The sequence below is a fragment of the Pseudoalteromonas sp. UBA6610 genome, from assembly GCF_002433295.1.
Taxonomy (GTDB): domain Bacteria; phylum Pseudomonadota; class Gammaproteobacteria; order Enterobacterales; family Alteromonadaceae; genus Pseudoalteromonas; species Pseudoalteromonas atlantica.
This window is the reverse complement of sequence record NZ_DJHW01000104.1, coordinates 48,361-74,453: the sequence shown is the minus strand read 5'-3', so window position 1 is coordinate 74,453 and position 26,093 is coordinate 48,361. Positions and strand designations below refer to the sequence as shown.

General features: G+C 40.4%; 20 protein-coding genes and 1 tRNA gene. 5 read left to right on the top strand and 16 right to left on the bottom strand.

The window, feature by feature from the left end:
• Positions 1-48 precede the first annotated feature (48 nt).
• Both B4F91_RS14145 and B4F91_RS14140 read right to left on the bottom strand, forming a co-directional pair.
• The gene (locus B4F91_RS14145) at positions 49-1,854 is read right to left on the bottom strand and encodes a hypothetical protein (RefSeq protein WP_096041096.1); all 1,806 of its coding nucleotides are present in this window, start codon (positions 1,852-1,854) and stop codon (positions 49-51) included.
• Between the two features lie 293 nt (positions 1,855-2,147).
• Positions 2,148-4,820 carry an SLBB domain-containing protein gene (locus B4F91_RS14140; protein WP_257125142.1) on the bottom strand — a complete coding sequence of 891 codons (2,673 nt, stop codon included), beginning with the start codon at positions 4,818-4,820 and terminating at the stop codon, positions 2,148-2,150.
• Positions 4,821-5,509: 689 nt separating this feature from the next.
• On the opposite strand from B4F91_RS14140, the gene B4F91_RS14135 reads away from it, so the two are divergent.
• Positions 5,510-7,408 carry an acyltransferase family protein gene (locus tag B4F91_RS14135; RefSeq protein WP_096041094.1) on the top strand — a complete coding sequence of 633 codons (1,899 nt, stop codon included), beginning with the start codon at positions 5,510-5,512 and terminating at the stop codon, positions 7,406-7,408.
• A 54-nt stretch (positions 7,409-7,462) separates the two neighbouring features.
• Here the strand turns inward: B4F91_RS14135 and B4F91_RS14130 are convergent, their stop codons facing one another.
• Positions 7,463-8,245, bottom strand: coding sequence for a DUF481 domain-containing protein (locus tag B4F91_RS14130; protein ID WP_096041093.1), 783 nt, complete (start codon positions 8,243-8,245; stop codon positions 7,463-7,465).
• Between the two features lie 190 nt (positions 8,246-8,435).
• On the bottom strand, positions 8,436-9,254 hold the full coding sequence (locus tag B4F91_RS14125; RefSeq protein WP_024032471.1) for a mechanosensitive ion channel family protein: 819 nt from the start codon (positions 9,252-9,254) through the stop codon (positions 8,436-8,438).
• A 263-nt stretch (positions 9,255-9,517) separates the two neighbouring features.
• Between B4F91_RS14125 and B4F91_RS14120 the strand changes: the two genes are divergently transcribed.
• Positions 9,518-9,593 (top strand) — tRNA-His (locus B4F91_RS14120).
• Positions 9,594-10,099: 506 nt separating this feature from the next.
• On the opposite strand, the gene B4F91_RS14115 is transcribed toward B4F91_RS14120, so the two are convergent.
• The 12 genes from B4F91_RS14115 to prlC all read right to left on the bottom strand — a co-directional run bounded on the left by B4F91_RS14115 (position 10,100) and on the right by prlC (position 22,511).
• Positions 10,100-11,527, bottom strand: coding sequence for an NAD-dependent succinate-semialdehyde dehydrogenase (locus B4F91_RS14115; protein WP_286938225.1), 1,428 nt, complete (start codon positions 11,525-11,527; stop codon positions 10,100-10,102).
• Between the two features lie 394 nt (positions 11,528-11,921).
• Entirely contained in the window at positions 11,922-12,260 is a 339-nt protein-coding gene (gene fdx, locus B4F91_RS14110) for an ISC system 2Fe-2S type ferredoxin (protein ID WP_004585776.1), read from the bottom strand.
• Between the two features lie 10 nt (positions 12,261-12,270).
• Positions 12,271-14,133: a Fe-S protein assembly chaperone HscA gene (gene hscA / locus B4F91_RS14105; RefSeq protein WP_288635902.1), complete on the bottom strand. Its 1,863-nt coding sequence runs from the start codon at positions 14,131-14,133 to the stop codon at positions 12,271-12,273.
• 41 nt (positions 14,134-14,174) lie between these two features.
• The gene (hscB, locus tag B4F91_RS14100) at positions 14,175-14,702 is read right to left on the bottom strand and encodes a co-chaperone HscB (RefSeq protein WP_004585774.1); all 528 of its coding nucleotides are present in this window, start codon (positions 14,700-14,702) and stop codon (positions 14,175-14,177) included.
• 96 nt (positions 14,703-14,798) lie between these two features.
• A complete protein-coding gene (iscA, locus tag B4F91_RS14095) occupies positions 14,799-15,122 on the bottom strand; it encodes an iron-sulfur cluster assembly protein IscA (protein WP_004585773.1) in 324 nt (107 codons plus the stop codon).
• Positions 15,123-15,131: 9 nt separating this feature from the next.
• Positions 15,132-15,515, bottom strand: a complete 384-nt coding sequence (gene iscU / locus B4F91_RS14090) for a Fe-S cluster assembly scaffold IscU (RefSeq protein ID WP_004585772.1) — start codon at positions 15,513-15,515, stop codon at positions 15,132-15,134.
• Between the two features lie 42 nt (positions 15,516-15,557).
• On the bottom strand, positions 15,558-16,775 hold the full coding sequence (locus B4F91_RS14085; protein WP_004585771.1) for an IscS subfamily cysteine desulfurase: 1,218 nt from the start codon (positions 16,773-16,775) through the stop codon (positions 15,558-15,560).
• Between the two features lie 25 nt (positions 16,776-16,800).
• Entirely contained in the window at positions 16,801-17,292 is a 492-nt protein-coding gene (iscR, locus tag B4F91_RS14080; RefSeq protein ID WP_004585770.1) for a Fe-S cluster assembly transcriptional regulator IscR, read from the bottom strand.
• A gap of 220 nt (positions 17,293-17,512) precedes the next feature.
• Positions 17,513-18,241, bottom strand: coding sequence for a tRNA (cytosine(32)/uridine(32)-2'-O)-methyltransferase TrmJ (gene trmJ / locus B4F91_RS14075; protein WP_054982876.1), 729 nt, complete (start codon positions 18,239-18,241; stop codon positions 17,513-17,515).
• A gap of 99 nt (positions 18,242-18,340) precedes the next feature.
• Complete coding sequence (locus B4F91_RS14070; protein WP_004585768.1) at positions 18,341-19,096, bottom strand: class I SAM-dependent methyltransferase; 756 nt, start codon at positions 19,094-19,096, stop codon at positions 18,341-18,343.
• A gap of 50 nt (positions 19,097-19,146) precedes the next feature.
• Positions 19,147-20,328, bottom strand: a complete 1,182-nt coding sequence (locus tag B4F91_RS14065; RefSeq protein ID WP_286938838.1) for a response regulator — start codon at positions 20,326-20,328, stop codon at positions 19,147-19,149.
• A 131-nt stretch (positions 20,329-20,459) separates the two neighbouring features.
• A complete protein-coding gene (gene prlC / locus B4F91_RS14060; protein WP_286938840.1) occupies positions 20,460-22,511 on the bottom strand; it encodes an oligopeptidase A in 2,052 nt (683 codons plus the stop codon).
• A 226-nt stretch (positions 22,512-22,737) separates the two neighbouring features.
• Between prlC and gorA the strand changes: the two genes are divergently transcribed.
• From gorA to B4F91_RS14045, 3 genes are all read left to right on the top strand, one after another.
• Positions 22,738-24,099, top strand: coding sequence for a glutathione-disulfide reductase (gene gorA / locus B4F91_RS14055; RefSeq protein WP_286938842.1), 1,362 nt, complete (start codon positions 22,738-22,740; stop codon positions 24,097-24,099).
• A gap of 314 nt (positions 24,100-24,413) precedes the next feature.
• Positions 24,414-24,998 (top strand): hypothetical protein, encoded by a 585-nt coding sequence (locus tag B4F91_RS14050; RefSeq protein WP_232510954.1) that lies wholly within the window; start codon positions 24,414-24,416, stop codon positions 24,996-24,998.
• A gap of 209 nt (positions 24,999-25,207) precedes the next feature.
• Positions 25,208-26,044, top strand: coding sequence for a mechanosensitive ion channel family protein (locus B4F91_RS14045; protein WP_286938844.1), 837 nt, complete (start codon positions 25,208-25,210; stop codon positions 26,042-26,044).
• Positions 26,045-26,093 lie beyond the last annotated feature (49 nt).

Genomic DNA, 26,093 nt, shown 5'->3' with positions numbered 1-26,093 from the left:
CCCCGCCTAAGCGAGGGTTTATTAGTAAGTAACTAAACTAGTTAGTTATTACTGGCTCCACTCGTTACGGTCAAGTACAGGCATTACACGGTCAGAACCGCCTAATGTACGTTGTACTGATACACCGTGAACTGTGTCACGTGGTGCTGTAACTGTGAAAGTTAAAGTGTGACGATTAGCGTTTGAGTTTGCGTTAACACCTAAGTCGCCTGCAGAGTAACCACCGTCAGCGCCAGTGTAACCAGCTTGCTCAACAGCTTCTTCAATTAGGTCTGGTACAAAGTAAACTACTGAAGACTGAGCAGCAACAGTACCAAGTTTAACAGCTGTTACTTTACGGTTGTTAGTAGTACCGTCGTCAGACTCGCCGAATACGTCTACAGTTACTTCTGCAGCTTCGTCATGCTCGTTTGTTACACGTACAAAGTTACCTTCGCCGTTTACAGCGTATGGTACTTTAAGCACTGCACCGTTAACACCAATTTCGTGTGAACGAACGCTCATGTCACAGTGGTCAATGTAGTTAGTGTTACCGAAGTCTAACGTGTAGTTAGTGTCAACAGCGTAGTTAAAGTTCATAACACCGTTTGTAGTGTTAAGGTTAGTTACTGCATAGTATACTTCGTTGTATTCTGCATTGTATAGCTTGCTGCTTGTAGCTACTGGGTTTGACTCAACATCACCATTAAGCTCGTTAGCGTCAAACACATCTTCAGCGTATGTTTCATACTCTGGAGCTGTATCTTTAGTTAAACCAAAGCTACCCCAAGTAATGCCAATATCTACTGGCTCTTGCTCATCAACAACACCTGTAGCTGCTAAACGAGAGTTAAAGATACCCATTTTAACAGTTGCACCAGGAGCCGCAGAAGAAACAAATTTAGTGTCTAAACGGTCAGAAGAAACTAAGTCGATGCTACGGTCTAATACCGGGCCACGGTTGTAGAAAGCTGACTTGTAAAGAACTTGGTTTTTACGAGAAACTAACTGCTTAGATGCATCTGGGTCAAATACAAATTCAGTACGTGCTGTAATTGCCGCGCCCATTGAGTTAGTGCTTTCTGCGTTTACATCGCCTTCAGCAGTCGTTGCGTCTTGGAAAGCGTAGAACTGAGCAGAAATATCAGCAATTTTTTCGTCTGCTGAGATTGCACCTAAGATGCTGTAACCATTACCACCATCGGTAACCGCTTCAACAGCTTTAAGGCTTACTGATTTAGAAATGTTAGCTGTAGTACATTCGTCATTAGCAATCTTGATACCTACAGGATCAACTGCGCTACCAGCAAATGTTACGTCTGCACCTGTAGAAACACGAGAGAATGCTAAACGCGTACCAGCACCAATGGTAATACCCGCTTTAGTGATGAAAGTAATTTCTGACTCACCGTCAACTTGACCATCTGAAGAAGCTACTGCTTCAATTTCAGCATCGTCTGTGTTGTATTTAACTAAGTGAATTTGATTAGAGTTACCGTCAAATACCGCACCTGTGATTCTAAATTTAAGTTTAGTACCGCCTGGGATGTCAGTAGTTGGGATGTAAACGATTTGTTGGCTATCATCTGTAGAAGTGGCACCGTCACCTTTAAGATCTTCAAAGTCGATTGGTAGGTTACCAGTTAGCTCGTATGCAATTTTTGTTTCATTGATTACAGCTAAGTCATCGTTTGATGCGCCACCACGGTTAGCAACACAAGACGCTTCTTCGTATGTAGTACCAAAAGCAGAAATTTCGCCATCAACATTCGTTTTGTAAATTTCAAAACATGCTTCCGTACCAGCATATGCATTACCTGCTAACACAGCTGTTACTGCTGCAGGGATTAGAGCGAGTTTAGTAAAACGCTTCATTTTTATCTCCTTGACCTTTAAATGTGCCTGTATTAGCACGTTAGTTTTAAAACTGTTTTTGCTAACTAAAGCTAGTTAACATAAATATTCTTAAACTCATCCGATACTCCTCAAAAAGAAGTATCAGTTCGAGGTGTGGTAATTATGATAACTTAGGTTACTAAATTCAAGGGTTTATTAATAAAAATGTGTTGCAAAGCATAAAAAAAAGGTTGAATAATGTTCAACCTTTTGAATGTTAAGACTTTTAATTACTATTTTATTCGTAACTTTTTATGAACATTTGTCCCTAATTAAAGCGCACTTAAAGCAGCAACTGCGACACCTAATTGATATAAAACTTGAGTCGCTTTACTCCACAGAGTTAGTTTATCCATATGCTCTGCATTTAATGGCACTACTATAGTATCACCAGGCTCTAGCATCGTTGCTTCATTCGCTGCAAACCAGCTACTTTTGTTAGGCACTTTAACTGAGCCATTGGCTTTTATTATATAAATACGATCATCCGCTGCTCTGGATTTTAGGCCACCACTTTTATTTATGTAATCTTCAATTGATACGCCTCTTTCATACAAGTGCGATGTTGAGTAGTTAACTTCCCCTATTACACTTATAGAATCACGCTTACTAGGGACAAACAACATGTCTCCATCTTGTAAAACTAGCTTTTGTTTATTTTGTACTATTAATGGTAAATTAATGACTAAGCGCCCTACCGCTTTAACATTGGCTAAATCATCAAGTAGATTATTCATTTCGTCGTACGATAAAGAATTGCTGGTTATAGAACTTTGGAAGCTCTTTGAGGCTATATCGCGACGTAACTCTGTAGATAAACGAGCTAATTGCTCTTGCTCCTGCTTTTTTATAGACTTACGAGTGAAAACAGCGGCACTTTGCTCAGCAAATTGTGAAAAGCCACCCGCTCTTTTTAGTAAGTCATTTAAAGTCTCGCCTCGTCTTATGGTATATTCCCCAGGAAATTTAACCTCCCCTTTTAACTCAACTTTTACATTTTCTTGCCAATTTGGAATAGGGAATATATTTAAACTATCCTTACTTTTTAGCGTTACATTGTCGCGATTATCGCCACTAACGACACTTTGCAAGTCAAATTGTATGTGTTCAACCTCAGAGATATCTGATCCCGCTATACGTGTAATTTCTGCTTGCTTTACGTAAGCCGACTCTAACAAACCTCCTGCAGCAGCAATTAAGTCGCTCACTTTTCCACCTACTGACAACGGGTAAATTCCTGGGTAGGTTACATGCCCTGAGATTTCAACTAACTGCATGTTTTGGCTAAAAGAGGCTTGCTTTCGTAGCTTTGCAATAATTGGTTCTAAAAGATTAAAACGACTAAATGTTGCGTAATCTTCAGGTTTTAAGCTTTGCTCTTCCTCTTTTTTACGCTCAGTATATTCTGCTATTGTTAATATTTGATCATTATCAGTTATTAACTCTTGTTCCTTTTCGTTTATACCGATGTACTTTTCAAATTCTTTTTGTTGAAATTTTTGCCATTGCTGAGTTTTAAGTTGCTGAATGCGCTGCTTTTCACTTAAAGCCATATTAGCTAATGCCACTTGCTCAACTTCTTTCTCTTCGAATCGGCTAAAGATAATAACTTTATCGTTTGCTTGCAGCTTTAAGTCGTTTTTCTTATTTTTGACTATTGCTTGCGCTACATCAAATTGATGAATTTCTATGTCACCATTAATATTTATTTCACGAATAACCAGGCCATAGCTTAGATCAGCTTGTGGAAGTAGGTCGCCACGTACAGACTTTAAAACATCAGAAATTCGCTTGCCTGGTTGCCATTCATAACTCCCAGGGCGTGCCACAGCACCAATTAAACTAATAGAGTTTAAATATTGTTCACTTATTGAATTAAAACGTAAACGATCGCCATCTTGAGGGGTATAGTTAACTTGAGATTTTGTAAAATCAATAGAAAGAATTTCCTTTCGCTCAGCGTTAAAGCGCTCTACAACTGCATTTTTAGCATATGCTCCTGGTTTAAGCCCACCTGCCATAGCGAGTAATTGCTTTGCTGTTTCGCCCGCTTTTAGCTCAAATATTGCTGGGCGCTTTACTAACCCCTCAACAGTTACTTGTTTTCCTACTGGAGGAACAAAGACAACATCGCCTGGTTTTAATACTATATCGTTACTACTGTCGCCTTTGATGAGTAAATCATAGAGATCGAAGTTAGTAATAACCTGACCAGAGCGCTTTACTTGTATATTTCGAAGTGAAGCTATATCTGATACCCCACCACTAACAAACAAAGCATGCGACACTGTAGTTAATGATGAGACGCTATAACTACCGGGTTTATAAGCTTCACCTAAAACAAGAATACGCATGCTGCGTAGCTGCCCTAATGATACAAATGCCTTAACCCCAATAACCTCTTGGTCTACCTTTAATTTAATTAATTCTTTTACTTCAGCGAAAGTGAGGCCTGCGACCTCTACAGGGCTGAGATTAGGTATGCTAATGCGTCCCTCTCTGTCAACAGTTACATCAAAGCTGTTACTCTCTTTCCCATAAAAGCTAATTTTTAGCTCATCGCCAGTACCAATAGTATAACTATCTGGGATTGAAGCATTTTCACTTGGCATAAAGGTAGTTGGTTCACCAGCAAAAAGTTCATATCCAAACGGTTTCAGTTCCTCGACTTTAGGCTTAAACCGCTCTTCATCGGTTAAGGTTTTCTCTTTCTCGTCAAAACGTTCTCCAATAGATATTGGTTGAGATGAGTTACTTGCTTTTGAGGCTTGCCCATCACCTGTAATAGCTGAAATATCTACACCGTACTGCTTAGCTAAAGCCTCTTGCTGAGCACGTGGTAAATTTTTAAACTGTTCAAGCTGAGCTGCTGTTGGTGTAAACGCTAATAAATTAACGCTAAAAACTAAAAATAAAAAACTTACGTAATATTTCAAAGCTTTCACGAGTGTATATATCCCTAATCGACGACCGAAAATTTCAGCTATCATACATTATTTGCTTTTAAATAGAAGCGCAGAGGATTAAGAAGCTAGCTATTTGTATTAACTATATTGAATATTAATATGGCCTAACTTTATATTATTTTTCAGTAAGTAACAGGGTTTAGTACACCACGGAAAACGTAAAATATACATGAGGTATTAATCTTTTGGATTACAAATTGTTTAACCTAGAGAGAATTTTATTGCAACGTTAGGCTTTCACTCTAGGGAGCCCGATTACGCCCCGTGCTTTATTCAAGAAAATTACACCAGTATAGGCAAAGCTTCCGCGTCCTGCTCACGCTCCTTACCTACATCCGTGTAGGCAACAAAGAGTAATTTCTTCCAAACGGAACGATTAGATAACCCTTTTTGACTTTTATTCTACGTTATCGCCTATTTATGGGGGACATATACTTAGCTTTACCTAAATTCAAAACATATTGCTAAGAATTCAACTTTCGAAATCTGAAAGAACCTTGAAATATTATACACTTACTATTTAAGCGAGCACTTTAACACTTAGATAATACAAGCTTTGGTATCGATAAATAATCCCTTCTAGCTGCGCCATACTTTAACGCTTTTGCTTAGAGTTAAGCTTATATATATACTTGCAGCATATTTATTACGGACATTTCTTTTTATTTATGCAGTTTAGAAAAGATATTAATGGACTAAGGGCTTTTGCAGTAATAGCCGTTGTACTATTTCATTTTAATCCAGCCACGCTACCTGGTGGGTTTGCTGGTGTAGATGTTTTTTTTGTTATTTCTGGTTATTTAATGACAGGAATTATTTTCAAAAAGCTCGATGCTAACAATTTTTCTCTATTCAGCTTTTATATAGCACGCGCGCGTAGAATTATTCCTGCTTTAGCCACACTCTGCTTAGCACTACTACTTTATGGTTGGCTTTACTTAATTCCTTCTGAATTTCAGCTGCTTAGCAAGCACACTAGCGTAAGTATGGGGTTTATTTCTAACTTAGCTTATTGGCGAGAGTCTGGCTATTTTGATGCAATTTCACACGAGAAATGGTTATTGCACACGTGGTCTTTATCAGTCGAATGGCAATTCTATATCATTTACCCTGCACTATTACTTTTGTTAAAAAGGAAGTTTACTCTTAGCGCAATAAAAAAGTTTATTTTGTGCTCAACCATTGTTGGGTTTTTGTACTGTATATATGCAAGTTACACCACCCCTAATCTAGCTTATTATTTTTTATCATCAAGAGCATGGGAAATGATGATTGGTGGACTTGCTTATTTGTATCCGTTCAAATTCAATAGCACGGTAAGGAAAACCTCTCATTTAATAGGTATAGCTCTGATACTCGCTAGCTATATATTAATTGACGAAACAAACTATTGGCCAGGTTTTTTAGCTTTAATACCTTGCCTTGGTGCGTACCTAATTATTATTGCACGTGATAATTATAGTTTTTTAACTGGAAACTATATATTTCAAAAAATAGGAACATGGTCTTACTCTATCTATTTGTGGCACTGGCCCTTAGTTATTTTTTACTATGAACGTTCAGGGGGCCATAGCTCGCCAATAGTTTACATTTTTCTATCTGTGTTTTTCGGAGTGCTGTCTTACAGATATATTGAATCTATTAACTTCAGACAACCATCCAATTTGTCTATTACTAATATTATTAAATTTAAACCTGTATTAATCACACTGTTTATTGCCCTCCTCTCTGTAGCTATTTATTCCACAACTGGCGCTGACTTAAAAGCTAGAAGTGCAGCTCAATCTGATACGGCGCTTTATTTAAAAAGATATCAAAAAGCAAGTTACGTCTCTAGCTTTGTAAAGCAAGCATATAGATCTGAATGTAACTACTATGATGGTAGTCTAGCAAAAGTAAATATTGCAAACACATGTACGAATGGCGGCAGTGGCGGTATTTTTGTATGGGGAGACTCACACGCTCAAGCATTGGGGTACGGGCTTAGAAAAACTCTAAATAGAGTGAATTTCAATCAAGTAGCAACTTCTGGCTGTAGGCCTCTGGTAAAAGAGGATAGTGTGAGCAAAGGAGAGTTCAAAAAAGCATGTGATAGATCTAACAAAAAAGCGGCTGAAGCTATTTTAAAGATTCACCCTAAGGTAATTGTATTAGCGCAAAAGTTAGACCACCATAAAAATGATTTTTTTGAAATAGTGGCGTTTTTGGAAAGAAACAACATTAATGCTCAAATTATATTGGCAGGGCCGGTACCTCAGTGGAGGCCTTCACTACCCAAAGCAATTGTTAAGCGCCATTTCGATGTTCAAGAAAAATATATAGACGATATATACTTTGTTAAAGAAACCACACAAGTAAACACAATATTGAAAAAGCGTTATAATAACTCTTCGATACAATACGTATCGATTATAGATACACTTTGTTCTTCGGGTCATAAATGTTTAGCTAAAGTTGATGACAATAACACCCCTTTAGTTTGGGACTATGGACACCTCACATTAGAAGGTTCCATATATATTGCGGAGAATGTTTTTAAACCCGTTTTAAATAAAGCTCTACAATAAAAAAGGGACTTTCGTCCCTTTTGTCACTTAAATGTCATTAAATACGGTTTTTGGTTAAAAACTGTAAACTAACGTTAATGACGTCTCTGTATCTGTGCTTTCTTCGTCATCAGCAACATCTGAGTTGTTGGTAACATTAAAAGCGACTTTCATTTGCAGCGAGCCATTTATTTTTGCTAGTAATGCAGTTTCTGAACGCGTTTTGGTGTTTGAATCACCGTACTCAACCGATACAAGTTGAGTAAAACGTGCACTGTCTGAAATCTTCCAGTTGTAATCAAGTTTACCTAAAGCAATTACTTCACTGTCGCTTTCGCCTGCAAGTAGGTTACCGTCGTCATCAACTTGCGTGCTGTCGTCTGAGTATTCAAAAAATTTGTAACCCGGACCAAACTCTGCATTTAACCACATATCTGGTTGGTCAATTAAACGTAAGCCGTAACCAGCAGAAATTACAGATTCAGTCCTATACGCGCCAAAGTAGTCTGAAACGTGTGAACCATAAATGAATAAATGAGAATTCTTTTCATTTAATTTGTAATTACCTTGTGCAGATGCAGAGTACTTTTCGTTCGTACGCTGTTTGTCTTTGTCGCCGTTGTCATCTTCTACTTCATCTTCTTTATAGATGCCGTCGATTTTGTACTCATTATTCCAGTTTTCTAGGTGATGTAATACCTTTAAACCGCCTTTTAATGTTGTAGTTTCAGTGTTACCACTAGTGACAATAGCACCTAGCTCGCTTGTTACTTCCCACGTTTTTTTCTCTGCGTCTTCAGCGAATGCGTTAGTTGCAGCAGATGCTGCAACTAAAAGTGTTAAAAGCTTTAATTTCATTAAAAATAACCTATTTAATCCTAAAAATTATACTAATTCGCTTAATTAAGTAATCTATTTTGAGGCTGGAAAAACGTGTTGATAGCCAGGCAAAAAATTCGCTATTTAGTTGTTCTAAATGAGAATTTTTTAACGCAGATAGCGACACGTTTAACCCCGCAAAATGATTAAGTATTATTGCGGATTTGTATTAGTCTTGCTTGTGTAAATGTACATCCATTTGTGGAAATGGGATTGTAATGTCTGCATCATCTAATGCAATTTTAATGTTCTCTAATAATGCCCAGTACGTTGGCCAGTAATCACCAGAGTTTACCCAAGGACGCACAATAAAGTTTACGCTTGAGTCTGCAAGTTCAGAAACTGCAACAGTGTATGCTGGATCTTTAAGTAAACGAGTCTCTGCGTCAAGTACTGACTGTAATACTTCTTTTGTTTTACGTAAGTCAGCATCGTAACCTACACCAATTACTAAATCGATACGGCGAGTAGACTCACGCGAGAAGTTAGTAATAGCACCAGACATAATTTGTGAATTTGGTACGATAATTACTTTGTTATCTGGAGTGCGAAGCTCTGTAGAGAATATTTCGATTTTTTTAACTGTGCCCATTTTACCGCCAGCTTCAACAAACTCACCAGATTTAAATGGACGAAGCAATATAATAAGTACGCCAGATGCAAAGTTAGACAGCGAACCTTGCAGCGCTAAACCAACAGCTAGGCCAGCCGCACCTAAAATAGCAATAAACGAGGTTGTTTCTATACCGATTTGCGAAAGTGCCATTAAAATAGTGGCAGCAAATACGATGGCATAAACTATACTCGATACAAATGAGCCTACAGCTTTATCAACTTTCTTTTTATCGAATGTTTTTTCTGTTAAGCCTGCACAAAACTTGGCAATACGGCTACCAAGTAAAAAGATAACAAGCGCAATAACTGCTTGAATACCGTAGTGTAAAATTAGGCCTGAGTTTTCGTTTAGCCAAGTAAGTATTGAATCCATAGTAACTCCAAATAGTTTTTATTAAGCAATTTCCCGCAAGTGAGTATACATTAATTTACATTTTATTCTCATTAAATAGTAAATTATCACTACAAAATAATTTTTATTATCAGCGCTAATACGCTACACACTCTTTATGAACCTTTACTGATAGTAGGCAATTTTATGAAATATTTATTTTTTTTGATTTTTTTTAATTTTAGGCTTCACAACATTTATAATATTATGTATTATGCGCGCCACACCAAACGAGGTGTGTAGTGGCGGTTGTAGCTCAGTTGGTAGAGCCCCGGATTGTGATTCCGGTTGTCGCGGGTTCAAGCCCCGTCAATCGCCCCATTTTTTCTCTTCTTATTTTTTCATATAAACTTCCTAGCAATATTTAAAATAAATTATTAATTTATTACCCTCAATGAAATAACTTTTCACACACCCATTTTTATTTATATTAATTTTTGTTTTTAAATACGTTTTAAAATAGCATCCAATCTAAAGTGCGTTTAGATTTTTATTAAAAATGTATCGAAGTAATACTATAAAAATAGGCGAGTTTGAATCTGCGGTATAATTAAAAATGCTTATCGAGGGCGTGGAGTTTAGCCATCAAGCTATAAAAAATGCCACCTTGCGGTGGCATTTACACACGGGTTATTTCTACAAGTAGAAATTCTTTTTATTTTTGATTATTTTTAAACAAAAATTATGCCGTAAATGTAGCACTAAGGCCTATATCTAGCAATAAAAAGGTAACCTGTAGTTATAGATCACTTAATTAAGCAAATTGGTATTAGTAACCTAAACCGTGCTGGGTAACCAATTTTTCATGGTTTCTGGTGTCATCGTTTTTAAACTTTGATACACACGTACTTTTCTTCAAGGTATTCATCAAGCCCTTGATGGCCGCCTTCTCGGCCTAAGCCTGATTGCTTAACTCCACCAAACGGTGCTACAGGGTTAGATATAACCCCTTCATTAACACCAACCATGCCAAACTCAAGCCCTTCGCTAATACGATAAACCTGCTTGATATTTTGACTATAAAAATAAGCCGCTAAGCCATATGGAACATCGTTAGCAAGGGCAAGTACTTCGCTTTCCTCATCAAAAGGAATAACCGTTAATACCGGGCCAAATACTTCTTCGTGGTATATATCCATTTCGGTCGTTACGTTATTAACAATAAGCGGGTTTTGAAAGCTGCCGCCTAAGTCGCTGTTATCCCCTATTAGGTCTGCGCCTTTATCAAGTGCATCTTGCACAAGCTGCTGCACTTTTTCTTTCGCTTTTGGGTAAATAAGGGGGCCAATGTCTACGTCCTCTTCAAACCCATTGGCTACTTTTAATGCGGCTACTTTAGGCGTAATTTTACTCAGCACTTCATCTAAAATACTGCGCTGAATAAAAATGCGGTTTGCGGCTACACATGCTTGGCCACTGTTTCTAAACTTAGCCGCCATAAGGCCTTCGATTGCTTCGTCTATATCGGCGTTATCAAAAATAATAAAGGGGGCGTTTCCGCCAAGTTCCATGGAGGTACGTTTAATCGTACCCGCACACTGAGAAAGTAACTGCTTGCCTACGCCTGTTGAACCTGTAAAAGTAAATTTGCGCACCACTTCTGAGTCAGTAAGTATTTGTCCGACTGTTTTTGCGTCTTGCGAAATCAGTACGTTAAAAGCTCCTTTTACAAACCCGGCTTGATCGGCAAGGTATGCCAACGCCAAAGCACATAAAGGTGTATATTCAGAAGGTTTTAGCACAAAGCTACAGCCTGCAGCGTATGCTGGCGCCACTTTACGTGTCACCATAGCAACCGGAAAGTTCCAAGGAGTAATGCCAGCCACAACGCCTACAGGTTGTTTAAAGCTCGTTAATCTATGTGTATCGTCGGTTGGGGGGATCACATCGCCGTAACTGCGTTTAGCTTCTTCTGCAAACCATTTTATAAACCCAGCGCCATAGTCTATTTCACCTAACGACTCTTTAAGCGGTTTACCTTGCTCTTTTGTCATTAGCTCAGCAAGCGTTTGCTTGTGTTTTATTACCAGCTCATACCAACGCATTAGCGTATTACTTCGCTCAGTGGCATTGGTTGATTTTAACTTAACAAAGGCACCTTGCGCTGCATTTATTGCGCTATTAACGCCTTGCTCGTCTATATCACTTACTTCAACAATACTTTTTTCGGTCGCGGGGTCGTCAACGCTAAAACGTTTATTGGTTTTATAAAATTCACCATTAATAAACGAGTCACAAAAAATTAGATTACTCAAAATAGACCTCCGAAATAGTTTTATGGGTTAGGTAAAACGCGTAGCAGCGGGTTTAGCCAAAAGCGATAATTCCTTGACTGTAATTCGACCTGAAAAACGTGATCATTTTAGATCTAGGCCTATTTAAAAAACGCGACGTAAAGTCGCTGCTACGGTGTAAATGTAGCAGCGGGTTTACCCCGCGATTATAATTACGTGGTCATTCATTTAAAAACGCGACGTAAAGTCGCTGCTACGGTATAAATGTAGCAGCGGGTTTACCCGGCGATTATGATTACGTGATCATTCATTTAAAAACGCGACATAAAGTCGCTGCTACGTGCTATACAATCTCTAAAACAAAAAAGCCGCTGTAAAAAACAGCGGCTTTTAAAAAATTCTCGTTAATTAAAAACTAGTGCTCTTCATTAACGATATTGAGATTGTACTTAGGTATTTCAACCACTAAGTCTTCATCTCTAATAACTGCTTGGCATCCTAAGCGAGATTCTGACTCTAAGCCCCATGCTTTATCTAGCATGTCGTCTTCTAGCTCATCGCTTTCGTCTAGTGAGTCAAAGCCTTCGCGGATCACTAAATGGCATGTAGTACATGCACACGATTTTTCACATGCGTGTGGAATGCTAATGCCGTTTTTAAGGGCCACATCAAGGACTGTTTCGCCCGCAGGCGCTTCAAGTGCTGCACCGTCAGGACATAATTCCGGATGGGGAAGAAAAATAATTTGTGGCATTCTAACCTCTTTAAACGTTGTCTACTGACTGCCCTGTAAGGGCCTTTTTAATTGATGCATCCATTCTGCGCGAGGCAAAATCGCTGCTAGCGTTATCTACTTTTTCAATTGCAGCTTTAATATCACCTGGTTGCTGCGCGGTTTCGCGCACTTTAGCAAGCTCGCTTATTTCAGCTTTTAAATTAGCAAGTTGAATATCGTCGAGCAAGTCACCGTCGCTAGCAAGTGACGCCTCTAGTGCTTCTATAACACGCAGCGCCTCTACTTGTTGCTCTTTAAGCATACGTGCTTGCATGTCGTCTTTAGCGTTACTCATTGACTCTTTAAGCATGTTAGCTACTTGGTCATCAGATAAGCCAAATGATGGTTTAACTTGGATTTCAGCTTGCACACCAGTTGATTTTTCCATTGCTGATACACTTAACAAGCCATCGGCATCCACTTTAAAGGTAACACGAATATGTGCAGCGCCTGCTGCCATAGCCGGTATGCCTTTTAGGCTAAATTTAGCCAGCGAGCGGCAATCGTCAACCAGCTCGCGCTCACCTTGTAGCACATGTAAAGACATTGCCGTTTGGCCGTCTTTAAAGGTAGTAAATTCTTGCGCACGAGCAACGGGAATAGTGGTATTACGCGGAATTATTTTTTCAACTAACCCACCCATCGTTTCAAGGCCAAGTGACAGTGGCAATACATCAAGTAATAGCATGTCAGAATCGGGCTTATTACCTACTAATACATCAGCTTGTAATGCTGCACCTAGTGCAACAACACGATCCGGGTCGATTGATGTTAGCGGCTCTTTTTCAAAAAAACCTTCAACTTGGCTGCGAACCAGTGGCATGCGAGTTGAACCACCTACCATTACAACTTGCAGCACTTCTTCGTTTTCGATGCCGGCATCTTTTACTGCACGACGACACGAACGAAGTGTTTTTTTAACAAGTGGCATAGCCAGCTCGTCAAAGGTCTCGCGTGTCACTTCTACGGTGTGTTTTTGCTCGCCAAATTCAAGTACTACATTTACTTTTGCGTACTGGCTTAGCGCTTCTTTACACGCTTTTGCTTTATTGATGAATAAACGTAAAACTGAGGGGGATAATGATGGCACACCTGTTTGCTGCTTAAAGTAATCGACTAATAACGAATCGAAATCATCGCCACCTAAGCTTGAATCACCGCCAGTTGCCATTACTTCAAACACACCTTGGTGTAAGCGAAGTATAGAAATATCAAAGGTGCCGCCGCCTAAATCGTAAACAGCAATGATACCTTCTTGGCCCGAGTCTAACCCATAAGCGACTGCCGCAGCGGTTGGCTCGTTTAATAAACGTAATACGTTAATGCCAGCAAGTTCGGCTGCATCTTTAGTGCTTTGGCGCTGTGCGTCATCAAAGTACGCAGGCACCGTAATTACTGCTCCTAAAATGTCTTGATTACCAAAGCTTTGCTCTGCACGCGCTTTTAGAGCCGCTAAAATATGGCTAGAGGCTTTAACAGGGCTGATTTTTCCGGCATCGGTTTGAATGGCAAGCGAGCCGTTATCTTCACAAAATTGGTAAGGTAATTGGCCGTAGCTTTGCTCTATTTCGGCTTGGGTTTTACCTAAAAAACGCTTAACCGAAATAAGGGTATTGGCTGGGTCTTGTGTTGCAGCTTGTGCAGCATCGGTGCCTACCGTGATGCCCCCAGCTTGGTAACGCACAACCGATGGCAACATCGCTGCACCAAGGTCATCTGTTAATGTGCGGGCTTCGCCACTTTGTACCGTTGCAACCAATGAATTAGTGGTACCTAGGTCAATACCTATTGCTAATTTGTGTTCATGTGGTGCCGCGCTCTGCCCCGGCTCAGCAATTTGCAATAATGCCATAATGCTCTTTAAACTCGTGTTGCTCGCTTTACAGCAAGTAATTAATCGTCAAATAAACTGTCTTCAATACGCTCAAGTTCGTCTTCTAATTTATATACAAACTTTAATTTGCGAATGTTGTCAGCAGCTTGTTGATATTGCGCCTCGTCGTTACTTGCAAGTTGCTCGGCAAGTTCATTACTGTATTGGATTTTTAATTGCTTTATTTGTGATTCAAAATTGGCGATAGCGGCCTCAGGATTACTTGCTGAAGCGAGCTCTTCAAGCTCCTCACGCAGTTCCATTTGCTGCATTAAGAACATTGGATCTTGCAGTGTTTGTTGCTCAGCTCGAATATCAACACCTAGTTCGCTGAGCATATATTCAGCTCGTTTTACTGGGTGTTTTAGCGTTTGTAGCGCATCGTTAATTTCAGCGGTACTTTGTACGGCCATTAACTTATCACGGCTGCTCGCATTAGCGTGGCGATCGGGATGCACTGCGCGCTGCAGCTCTAGGTAATGCTTATTTATTGTTGCCAAGTCAATGTTGTAATCAACTGGTATTGCAAATAACTCAAAGTAACGCATAGCTTCAACCAATAAAATTTAGAAATACAAATTTCACAAATAACAAAGCCCTACAATTACTGGCAGGGCTTAAAAATACTACAAAGGTAGCTGAGCTTAAACAGTAAAGCTTTCGCCACAACCACACTCGTCGGCTTGGTTAGGGTTATTAAATTTAAACCCTTCATTTAAGCCTTCTTTGGTGTAGTCAAGCTCAGTGCCGTCAATGTAAACCAAGCTTTTAGCGTCAACAATTAAGGTAACGCCTTTAGCTTTAAAGGTTTCATCGTCTTCGTTAAGCTCATCAACAAACTCGAGTACATAAGCAAGACCTGAACAGCCCGTCGTTTTAATGCCAACGCGCAGGCCTAAACCTTTACCGCGGTTTGCTAAAAATGATTGTACGCGGTTTGCTGCCGCATCTGTCAATGTCACTGCCATGAATTTCTCTTACTTCGCTTGTTTGCTTTTGTAATCAGCAATTGCTGCTTGAATTGCATCTTCAGCTAAAATTGAACAGTGAATTTTCACTGGTGGTAATTCAAGCTCTGCACTGATATCAGTGTTTTTAATAGTTGATGCTTCGTCTAGTGTTTTGCCTTTCACCCACTCTGTTACAAGCGATGATGAAGCAATTGCACTGCCACAACCGTATGTTTTAAATTTTGCATCTTCAATAACGCCTTCAGACGATACTTTAATTTGCAATTTCATTACGTCACCACATGCTGGTGCGCCAACCATACCCGTTGCCACTGACGGATCATTTTTGTCTAAAACACCAACATTACGTGGGTTTTCTACGTGGTCGATTACTTTATCACTATAAGCCATAATTCTATCCTCATTACCTGCTACGGTAGGTGCTCACTCGTATTAGTGGTGAGCCCATTCAACTGAATCTAAATCAACACCTTCTTGATGCATTTCCCATAAAGGAGACATCTCGCGTAGGCGACCGATAGAGTTTTTCATTAATTCAACGGTGTAATCAATTTCTTCTTCGGTAGTAAAACGGCCAATACTAAAACGAATTGAGCTGTGTGCTAGTTCGTCGTTACGGCCAAGTGCGCGTAGTACATATGAAGGCTCTAAGCTTGCCGATGTACACGCAGACCCTGATGATACCGCTATGTCTTTTACTGCCATAAGTAACGACTCACCTTCAACAAAGTTGAAGCTGATGTTTACAATACCTGGTACTGATTGGTCTTGTGCGCCGTTAAAGTATACTTCGTCCATATCAGCCATAATGCCGTCAATTAGGCGTTTACGTAATGCGCTGATGTGTGCGTGATCTTTTTCAAAATCTTGCTTAGCAATTCTAAATGCTGCACCCATACCTACTAGCTGATGAGTTGCAAGTGTACCTGAACGCATACCACGTTCATGGCCGCCACCGTGCATTTGCGCTTCTAGGCGAGCACGTGGTTTACGACGAACGTAAAGTGCGCCAACACCTTTAGGGCCATATACTTTGTGGCCTGAGAACGACATAAAATCAACTTTAAGCTGTTGTACGTCGATTAATACTTTACCTGCGCTTTGTGCTGCATCTACGTGGAACATAATTTTACGTTCGCGACACATTTCACCAATAGTATTGATATCTTGAATTACACCTAGCTCGTTATTAACGTGCATAATGCTGACAAGAATAGTGTCGTCACGCATAGTTTCTTCAAGCTTTTTAAGATCCAATAGGCCGTTTTCTTCAACGTCCATGTAGGTTACTTCAAAGCCTTGGCGCTCAAGTTCACGACACGTATCGATTACTGCTTTGTGCTCAGTTTTAGCGGTAATAACGTGCTTACCTTTCTTTTTATAAAACTGCGCTGCACCTTTAATTGCAAGGTTATTTGATTCTGTTGCGCCCGATGTGAAAACAATTTCACGCGGGTCGGCATTAATTAAATCGGCAATGTCTGTACGCGCTTGGTCAACTACTTCTTCAGCTTGCCAACCAAAACGGTGCGAACGTGACGCAGGATTACCAAAATTACCGTCCATTGTCAGGCATTGCATCATTTCTTTTGCAACACGCTCGTCAACAGGCGTGGTCGCTGCGTAATCTAAATAAATCGGTAACTTCATTTCTCTCTCCGCTGCAGGTCAACTTTTATAGTTGACAGCTTACTTGAATGTTTTCCAACTGCTTAATTGCATTATTGATGCTGTTATCTTGGCGAGATGCGATTTCTTTTACATCTGATTTTTCCACCAATTCAGCTAAGGTAATATTATTTAAAAACTCTTCGATACGTGCGCTTAAATCAGACCATAGGTTATGAGTTAAACAACGCATACCGCTTTGACACCCGGTATCGGCACCTTGGCAACGTGTTGCATCTACCGATTCGTCTACGGCGCTAATTACATCGCCAACAGAGATAACCGCGGCTTCTCGGCCTAGCAAATAACCGCCGCCAGGACCACGAACCGAGCTCACTAAGCCATTTTTACGTAAACGGGCAAATAATTGCTCAAGGTAAGACAAAGAAATTTCTTGTCTTTGTGAAATATCAGCAAGGGCAACAGGACCTACACTCGCATGTAGTGCAACATCCAGCATAGCTGTTACGGCATATCTGCCTTTTGATGTTAACTTCATAACGCCCCCCGCACAAAAGAGTGCAAATTTTAATTACCAGAGTAAAATAGTCAAGTATTATCACTTGATAAAAATTTGATTAGAGAACACTGTTCTATTAACAAATTTTTAATACCTGACCTTTTTGGTCAAGTATTAGGTGTATTGTAATTACTTGAGTGTTTTAGTCAAGTATTAGCTCGTTATTTACCCGCAGGTTTTTATAACCAATCGCTATACCTTACTTAGGAATAGATTTATTAATTGAGGTAAGAATACCGCGCAGTATGTTCAGCTCTGCCTCTTCTGGGCGTGCACGGTTAAACAAACGGCGTAGCTTGGTCATTACTAAACCTGGATGCTGCTTAATAATAAAACCGGTGTTATCGAGCGTCTCTTCTAAATGCTCGTAAAATAACTCTGTTTGTTTTGAGCTTGGGTAAGCAGTCTCATCGTCTGCTTGCTCAGCCTTTGGCTGCTGATTTAAAAACGCCATACGCGTTTCGTAGCTTAGTGTTTGTACCGCCATAGCTAAATTAAGCGAGCTGTACTGTGGATTTGCAGGAATACATACATGATAATTACACAGCTGTAGTTCTTCGTTAGTTAAACCGCTGTTTTCACGGCCAAATACAAGCGCTACAGGGCCGTTTACAGCCTCAGCAACTAGCTTTTCACCGCACTCACGTGGCTCAACCATAGGCCAAGACAGCGTGCGTGAACGAGCACTCGTACCAATAGTTAATGCACAATCGGCAATCGCATCAGCCACGGTATCAACAATAACCGCATTACCTAAAACATCGGTTGCACCGGCTGCTAAGGCGCTTGCATGGCTGTCTACTTCACAAGCAGGGTCCACTAAATACAGTTTTGATAAACCCATGGTTTTCATGGCGCGAGCCGCCGAACCAATGTTGCCAGAGTGTGAGGTATTAACTAAAACGATGCGAATATCATCTAAGATCATTGCTGTGCTACTTTACTATGCCAAAAAATTGTGCGAATTCTAACATAAAAGCGCGCTAAGATCCTAGATCCTTAAAGCCGATCAACACGCATAATACCGTTAAACCATGGCCGCTTTTACATACACATCAAAACGGTTCTTTTTTGTTTTAATTTGCATGCTGGGGGTTTGGTTGTTTAAAAATGGGGCGTAATCGGGGCGTTTAACGACCACACGCTTACTGGCAAGTGGGTAGGCGAATTCAAGTAAGTCATCAGCGTCGGTATCTGCGCCTACTAATGCCTGAAATACGCGCATTTCTTTTTTAACTAACGCTGATTTCTCTCGGTGTGGAAACATAGGATCTAAATACACTACATCGGGCATGCTCTCGCACTGCTCTAACAACGTGTGGCTTGAGCCAAACACTAAGCTCATATTTTGCTGCATCCACGAACCAATCTCTGCATCTTCGTAAGCGCGTTTTAAGCCATCAAATAATAAAGCTGCTACCACAGGGTGGCGCTCATGCAGTATAACCTTACAGCCAAGTGACGCTAGCACAAAGCCATCTCGGCCAAGCCCGGCGGTGGCATCAAGTACAACAGGGGTTGCGCCTTTATTTAACCCTACCGCTTTTGCGATTGATTGCCCTTTGCCGCCGCCAAACTTACGCCTGTGAGCAACTGCACCTGTTACAAAGTCTACGTTTATTGCGCCAAGTTTAGGCTCATCGCTTTTTAAAAGGCTAAGGCCTTTATCGTCGTAATGCAGAGTAAAACCGCTACAACTTTGCGCCCATTGGGCTAAGTTAAAACGCGTTTCTAGCTCATTTAAATATGGGCGACACTCTTTAAAAGCACACTGAATAACCACTACACACTCCGACGAAAAATTTCAGCTGCAGTATAACAAGCGTTAAAGCACTAAAATAGCTCTATATCGCTTTGATGCGCAAGACTATGTGAGCTGGCCTCCTCTACTTTAGAGCGTAAGTTGTACAATAATTCGTTGCGGCTCTCGGTCACTTGTTTAAGCTGGTACTTTATAAACGCTAAATCACTATTTGCGGTTACTAGCAGTTGCATAGTTTCGTCTAATTGCGACATGTATAAAGTTAAATCAGCAGGATTGGCGTGTGCTTGTGTTTGCTTAATTGCACAGTTAAGTTCATGAAGCTGCTCTATAAACTGCCTTGTGTAGTCGTTTTGTACAACATTTTGGCTAGTAAGCTGCTTTACTATATCTTGCAAAGCAGTGCTAATTTGGGTGGCTTGTTCAAAGCTATTTTCGTTTCTTTCCATAGCAACGACCTTTTCGTTTGTCACTTCGAGTATGTGCGGGAATAAGTCTTTATAACGGCCGTATAAAGCACGATTATCAGCCGGCATATTTTTAATTAATAAAGATATTTTGGGGTAGTTAATAATGGTGCTGCTACCAATATCAACAAACCGGTTGGCATTACGGTGCTGCTCTAAAAGCTCCTGCTCAAGCGGGCATACGCCACTTTCTAAACTATAAAAATAGCTCCCCCCTTGATACCAAAACACAATAACCACGTCTAAATTAAACGGGCTGAAAAAGGCAAGTAAGTGCTCGCTTAATGACTGAAAGTTATGAGAGTGATAGCTTTGCCCCACAAACCTAACAATACGCCCCATATCCCCCGACTCCGCCAAAGCCATTGCGGCGGTATCTTGCGCTTTAGCTACATCAAATTTTAGCCTTTCACATTGCTGCCGGTACTCATAAAGCACTTTAATGCGTGCCATTAGCTCTTCGGTGTTGAAGGGTTTTATGATGTAGTCAGACGCGCCTACGCTGTAGCCTTTTACTCTATCGTTAAGCTCCACCTTAGAGGACAAAAACATAACGGGTATATCGTGTGTTGACTCATCTTCTTTTAGTGCTTGGCATACTTGGTAGCCGGATTTACCGGGCATTTCTATATCAAGTAAAATTATGTCGGGCGTGTGCTTTTTGGCTAGCTTAAGTCCTTGTTCGCCATCTTTAGCGTGAATAAGCTTACAAAAGCCCGCTAAAGCCTCTTCAATAATTCGATGAACATACAAATCGTCATCAATCGTTAGTACCAACTTTGCCATGCCCTAGTCCATTTTGCTGCGTATACACAAAGCATAGTACGGGAGGTTAAAATTACTAAAAACAATTGGCCAATATATTAAAAAACATAAAAAAAGCGCCATATAGGCGCTTTATAAGGTTAAGTAGTTGTTTATGCAGCTATACCACTGTGACGCAGTAAGGCATCAACATTTGGCTCGCGACCACGGAACTTTTTAAATAACTCCATAGGTTCTTCACTGCCGCCTTTTTCTAAAATATTTTCTAAGAAGGCTTTACCTGTTTCGGCGTTAAAAATACCGTCTTCTTCAAATTTAGAAAATGCATCTGCAGAGAGTACCTCAGCCCATTTGTACGAGTAGTAACCGGCGCTGTAGCCACCTGCAAAAATATGACTAAAGCCATGTTGAAAACGATTAAACTCAGGCGGGTTAACCACCGACGTCCGGCTACGTACGTCGTTTAAAATCGCTTGAATTTGGCACTCTTGGTTTGCCTGGTAGCCGTGGTGGATTCTAAAATCGAACAACGAAAATTCAATCTGACGCAGCATTTGCATGCCAGAATTATAGTTTTTAGCAGCCAGTAGCTTATCAAGTAGCTCTTTTGGTAATGGCTCACCACTTTCAAAGTGGCCTGAAATAAAGCTCAGCGCTTCTTCATCGTAACACCAGTTTTCTAAAAATTGGCTTGGTAGTTCTACGGCATCCCATGCAACGCCGTTAATACCAGCAACAGGAGCAGCATCAACTTGGGTAAGCATGTGGTGTATACCATGGCCAAATTCGTGGAAAAGCGTGGTTACTTCGTCATGTGTAAATAGCGCCGGTTTGTCGCCTACCGCTTTATTAAAGTTACACACTAAGTATGCCACGGGTGTTTGCAATTCGCCGCTGGCGCGCACTTTACGCCCCATACAGTCATCCATCCACGCACCGCCACGTTTGCGCTCGCGTGCATATAAATCAAGATAAAAACAACCGCGCAATGTATTACTGCTATCAAAAATTTCAAAAAAGCGAACATCGCTGTGGTAGCTATCAAAGTCGCTTACTTCTTTTACCTTAATACCAAAAAGGCGGTTAACGGTTTCAAATAAACCGCTAAGTACTTTATCTGCAGGGAAATAAGGGCGCAGTACTTCATCTGAAATTGCGTATTTTTCTTGCTTGAGCTTTTCGCTGTAGTAACCAAAATCCCATGCTTGAAGCTCAGTAATGCCATGGTGTTGCTCAGCATAGGCTTTTAGCTCTGCCACTTCTTGCTCTGCTTGAGGCTTAGACTTAGCGGCTAAGTCTTCTAAAAATGAGAAAACTTGCGCTGGCGACTCAGCCATTTTAGTTGCTAATGATTTTTCAGCGTAGTTATTAAACCCTAATAGCTGCGATAGCTCATGGCGTAGTGCAAGCTCTTCTTTCATAATGGCTGAGTTATCAAACTCACCCGCATTAGGGCCTTGATCTGAAGCGCGCGTACAAAATGCTGTGTAGGTTTCTTTGCGCAGTTCGCGGTCATCTGCATAGGTCATTACCGGTAAGTAAGACGGAAAATCAAGCGTAAATACCCAGCCGTCTAAACCTTTGCTTTTAGCTGTTTCGCTAGCAAGCGCTAATGCCGACTCTGGCAAGCCTGCCAATTGGCTTTCATCGGTAATGTGTTTATGCCATGCAAGCGTTGCATCCATTACGTTGTTGCCAAATTTAGAGGCAAGTTCAGATAAACGCGTGCTAATTTCGCCGTAGCGCTTTTGATCTTCTGCTGATAATGCAATGCCTGAAAGTTTAAAATCACGTAGGGCGTTGGTGATGGTTTTTTGTTGCGCAGTGCTGAGTGTTTTAAATTCATCGCTGTTATAAAGCGCATTATACGCTTCGTACAGGCCTTGATGCTGCCCGACAAATGTTGAGTACTCCGATATAAGTGGTAAACATTGCTCGTAGGCTTCACGCAGCTCGTCGTTATTCATGACTGAATTAAGGTGCGATACCGGTGAAAACATACGCGAGAGTTTATCGTCAGCTTCTTCAAGGGGTAATACTAAATCGTTCCATGTATACGAGCCTTTTTCTAACACGTCATCTATGGCTTTACGACATTGCTCTATACCGTGCTTTAGTGCCGGTACTACGTACTCTGGCTTTATTTTCGAAAACGGGGGTAAGCCTTCTAGGCCAATGAGTGGATTTGTTTGTGCTTCGCTCATGAATTTTCTCAATTTAATTGACTATGAATTTGAAGTTGGGGCAAAACGGTGAAATACAAGCCTCCATTAATGGGTCTAATATAGCTTAGGATGAAACTGATCGGCATAATAAACAGTTTCGTTTGTTGTATTTATCAGCTTTTTAGCGCGCCGCGCTGGGTGACTTGCACTTAGCATATGCTATCATCGGCACATTATAGTTAAATATTTTTTTTGAGGATAAAACATGGCTCAGCATTTTGATTACATTGCGATTGGTGGTGGTAGTGGCGGTATTGCCTCTGCTAACCGTGCGGCAATGCGTGGCGCTAAGGTAGCGCTTATCGAAGCAAAACACATGGGCGGCACCTGTGTTAATGTAGGCTGTGTGCCTAAAAAAGTAATGTGGCATGGCGCACAAGTTGCTGAAGCAATTAACTTATATGCACCTGATTACGGCTTTAACGTAGAAGTAAAAGACTTTAACTGGAGCAAACTCGTTGAGAGTCGCGAAGCGTACATTGGTCGCATTCATAAAGGATACGACAACGGTTTAGCTAACAATGGCGTAACCGTAATTAATGGTTTTGCTAAATTTGTTGATAGCAAAACCGTAGAAGTAAACGGTGAGCATTACACGGCCGATCATATTTTGATTGCAGTAGGTGGACGTCCGCATACTCCTAATATTCCAGGTGCTGAGTACGGTATAGACTCAAATGGCTTTTTTGAATTAACAGAGCAGCCAAAGCGAGTAGCGGTAATTGGCGCAGGTTACATTGCTGTAGAACTTGCCGGTGTACTACATGGTTTAGGCACAGAAACTCATTTATTTGTACGCAGACACGCGCCGCTTCGTAATTTTGATACGCTACTGGTTGAAACCCTAGTAGAGATCATGAAAAAAGAAGGCCCAACACTGCATACCGAATGCTCGCCTAAAGAAATTGTTAAAGAAAGCGATGGTAGCTTAACCATTCATTTTGAAAATGGTTACAGCCAAAATGTTGACCAAGTAATTTGGGCTATTGGCCGCGAGCCAAGCACCGATGTAATTAACATTGCAGCAGCAGGGGTTGAACTAAATAGCTCTGGTTATGTAAAAGTAGATGAATATCAAAATACAAACGTACCTGGTATTTATGCTGTGGGCGATATTATTGAGCACGGTATAGAACTTACGCCTGTCGCTGTTAAAGCCGGCCGTACCCTGTCAGAGCGTTTATTTAATAAAGAACTACCTGATGATTTAAAAATGGATTACAGCCTTGTACCTACTGTGGTATTTAGCCACCCACCTATTGGTACTATTGGTGAAACCGAGCAAGAAGCTATTGCTCGCCACGGTGAAGAAAATGTAAAAGTGTACAAGTCGGGCTTTGCCGCTATGTACACAGCCGTTACACAACACCGCCAACCGTGTGCAATGAAGCTTGTATGCGTAGGCCCTGAAGAAAAAGTAGCTGGCTTACACGGTATTGGTTTTGCCGTTGATGAAATGATTCAAGGCTTTGCTGTTGCTATGAAAATGGGCGCAACTAAAGCTGATTTTGATGCCGTTGTTGCTCTGCACCCTACAGGCTCAGAAGAGTTTGTGACGATGCGCTAAGCAAATTCTGCTTATAACGTTAAAAGCCCTTACTATGTTTTAGTAAGGGCTTTTTTTATGCTTAACGCATTTAACCCTATGCAGCACAACTAATTAACTCAATTTATTACAAAAAACACATCATAAATACATAAAATAAAAACATAACCCATTAATTTAACAGCAAAAAACTTAGACCGATAAATATATAAAAAGTTTCTATAATGTTTTGGCTTTTAGCCATTTTTATAATTAAACTGCCGCGCATTGTTTTCTATTTGAGCTTTTATATGTTTTTACTGCGATCTTTTATTTACTTATTATGCTTAGCAGGTGTGGCTTTTTTAATTCAGCTTGAAGGTTTTGATTTACAGCAAAATGCACTTTACAGTGAAGAAACACTAACCGAACACATGCAAGATATTTTAACGTTTTTAAGTTGTATGCTGTTTTTCTACGCCTCACGTATTCACTCTGATCTTAAAATAGCCGCGCTGTTACTAGCTGCATTGTCGGCTGCTATGTTTGTTAGAGAATTTGACACCTACCTAGATATGTATGTGTTTGATGGCGCATGGCAAGCAATTGTATATACGCTGTTAGGGAGCGTACTACTTTACTTAAAAGCCCAACGAGGCTTTATTTACAGCTCGTTAAAAGCCTATGCGCAAACACCGAGCTATGGTATTTGTCTGTCTGGCTTAGTGACCTTACTCGCTTTTTCGAGAATGATGGGCAAGGGCGAGTTTTGGCACTCAGTTATGGGAGAACAATACGTTCGGGTAGTTAAAAATATTATTGAGGAAGGCATAGAAACCCTAGGTTACACGCTTATTTTTATCGCTGCTATTGAGCTTGTATTGTTTTGCCAAAAACACGCTCAATACGCGCAAGCCTCTATTACAGAGCACACAGCCTAGCTGCTAAGTAATACCGGTTTAATTAAGTATTAGCCGTTCTAGCGTGCAAAATAAAGCGCTAACAGGGTTATAACGCTATTCACCTATAGCTATAAATGGCTCATAACTTAACACAATTGGTATAAGTGATTTTATGTAGCTTAAATTTGCTAATTGGTTTGATTACTCAATATACTTAGCGTGCCTATTGCTACTCGTATTTGGAAGTTATGATTAAAGACATACTCATGCACCCTTTTTTAGTTTCTGTGCTCGTGCTTGCCATTGCATTTGTGCTTAAAGTACTGGTTGATAAACTAGCAAGAAACCGCGCAGAAAAAAAAGAAAAAGACATTCGTTACATCACTCATAACATTAAGCACTTTATTAATTTTGTTATGGTGTTGTCGCTGCTATTTGTGTGGTCGACCGAAATACAAAATTTTGCGCTGTCTATTGCTGCGTTTGCAGTGGCTATAGTGCTTGCAACACGCGAGTTTATACAATGCGTTATTGGCTTTTTTTACCTAGTTACCACCCGCCCGTTTAGAGTAGGTGATTGGATACAAGTAGGTGATTATTTTGGCGAAGTAGCCGAAACAGACTGGGTAAAAACCACCATGCATGAAATAGACATGCACACTTATCAGTTTTCGCGCAAAACAATTTATATTCCAAATAATAAGCTGATCACCAGCTCAATTAAAAACCTTAATTATGTAAAGCGCTTTGTGACTCATCATTTTACTATTGTACGCAGAGAGAGCTTTAACCCTTATGTTATCCATGACGAATTAGTCAATCAGGCAAAACTATACTGCGAAGAGTTTCACGATGTAGCAACACGTTATAATTCGATGATAGAGCGTAAACTCGATGCCAAAATTTCGGGTCCGGCACCGGTTATTCACTTTGGTACTACAGAGCTTGGGGAGTTTAAAGCAAGCTTTACGCTATTTTGCCCAACCAACAAAGCACTTGAAATAGAGCATAAATTAACTGAGTGTTTTATGTCTTTGTGGTACGAACAGGCGAAGAAGAACAAAGAAGAGCAAAGCGAGGCGTAAACCTCGCATTGGTAACCTAAAAAGCGCGAACTGCTTCGCGCTTTATTGT